The organism is Nonomuraea sp. 10N515B, from assembly GCF_052245915.1.
Taxonomy (GTDB): domain Bacteria; phylum Actinomycetota; class Actinomycetes; order Streptosporangiales; family Streptosporangiaceae; genus Nonomuraea.
On sequence record NZ_JBQQBQ010000177.1, the window covers coordinates 1 to 1,657 of the forward strand.

At 67.0% G+C, this 1,657-nt stretch carries 1 protein-coding gene; it reads right to left on the bottom strand.

All coding sequences use genetic code 11. The annotated features are described in order from the left end of the window. Positions 1-58: 58 nt before the first annotated feature. Entirely contained in the window at positions 59-1,588 is a 1,530-nt protein-coding gene (locus ACTWQA_RS58855; RefSeq protein ID WP_443167471.1) for an RICIN domain-containing protein, read from the bottom strand. Positions 1,589-1,657 lie beyond the last annotated feature (69 nt).

A 1,657-nucleotide genomic window follows, 5' to 3' on the forward strand; every position in this document is an offset into this window, starting at 1 on the left:
ATCACACGGGTTGCGCGCTCGGCATGTCGAGCGGTTGGCGGCTCCGCCACAGGGCGGCTCAGCCCCACTGTTGCAGTAGCCGGTCGTACTCGGCCTGGGTGATCGGCAGGACGGTGCCGTGGCGCGGCCGGCCGGGCATGGTGTAGCCGGAGACGGGTGACCATTGCCGGGTGTTCAGGTCGGTGGTCGTGAACGGTACGTAGCCCCGGCCTCCGTACTCGTCGATGAACATGTACCAGCGCTCGCCGGTGTTCGATTTGAAGACCAACGGGCCCTCGCCTTGGCTGATCGCGTTGTTCCCGAGGCAGTCTGCGACGAACGAGTAGGTGCGGTTGAGTATGGTCGTCGACTTCTCCGCGAGGATGAACTTGCCGCACGCGGTCTGCGACGAGCTCCGCTCGTCCTTGGTGAAGCGGTAGTAGGTGCCGTTGTGCTTGGTGAGCGTCGAGTCGATCGTCGAGTAGCCTTTGTCGACCCAGACCTGCGCGGCGCTGAAGGTCCGGAAGTCGGATGTCGTGGCGTACATCATCCGGTTGTAGGTGTTGCCGGTGTGGTTCGGGTCGCCGGCGGAGTACAGTTTCGACGCCCAGAACACGACGTACTGGCCGAGTCCCTCGTCGTAGTACGCCTCCGGGGCCCACGTGTTGCCGGCCGTGTCCGGTGAGACGCGGGCCAGGCGCGGCGCGCTCCAGTTCACCAGGTCGGTCGATTCCCAGACCACGATGGACTTGCTGCCGGTCCGCTGGACCTGGTCCCAGTTGCCGTTGCCGTTGCCGTACATCCGCAGGTCGGTGGCGATCTGGTAGAACTTGTCGCCCTGCGGGGAACGGATGATGAACGGGTCGCGCACGCCGCGGGTGCCCACGGTCGAGGTCAGCACGGGCCGCCCACCGTTGAGCTGGCGCCACCGGGTGGGGTCGTTGCCCTGGCTGAGCGCGAAGTAGACCTGCTCGCCGGCGGAGGTGTTCTCGCCGGTGAAGTACGTGAACAGATAGCCGGCGTACTTCGGGGCCGGTGGCGCGTCGGCCCGGACCAGTTGCCACTGCTGGTTGGCTGCGCCCGTGTCGGTGTACTGGGAGATCCGCGCGCCGTCGGCAGTGGACTGCTCCCAGACGTCGAGGGCCTTGCCGCTGTTGCGGTTGATGAGCTTGACATATCCGCTGTCGGTATCCACGACTCGGAATTGCTGGTTGGTGCCGCCGTTATCGGTCCACTGGACGACGTTCGCACCGTTCGCCGTGGACGCCGAGGCGACGTCCACCACCTTGCCGCTGTGCCGGGCTCGGAGCTTGTAGTAGCCGCCGCCGGCGTCGGCGAACTGGAACTGCTGGCCGGCCTGGTCGGCGCGGGTCCGTTGCTGGACGGCGGCACCGTCGGCGGTCGACTGGTCGGCGATGTCGACGGCTTTGCCGCTGTGCCGCGAGACGATCTGGTAGTACGCCGCCGGGTCGATCACGGCTGCGTTCGCCGGCGGTCCCGTGAGCAGTGCGGCGGCGCAGCTCGCGATCAGTGCGCCGACGAGGACGAATGTGGTGCGGCGTCTGTGCGGACGTCGCGGTGAGGTCGGATCGTGGAATGGCTGTGTCATTGAACCCGTCCAGTGTGATTGCGAAGGGGTATCGGCGCTATGTCGGGGCACCCCCCGCCCCGTTGCCCG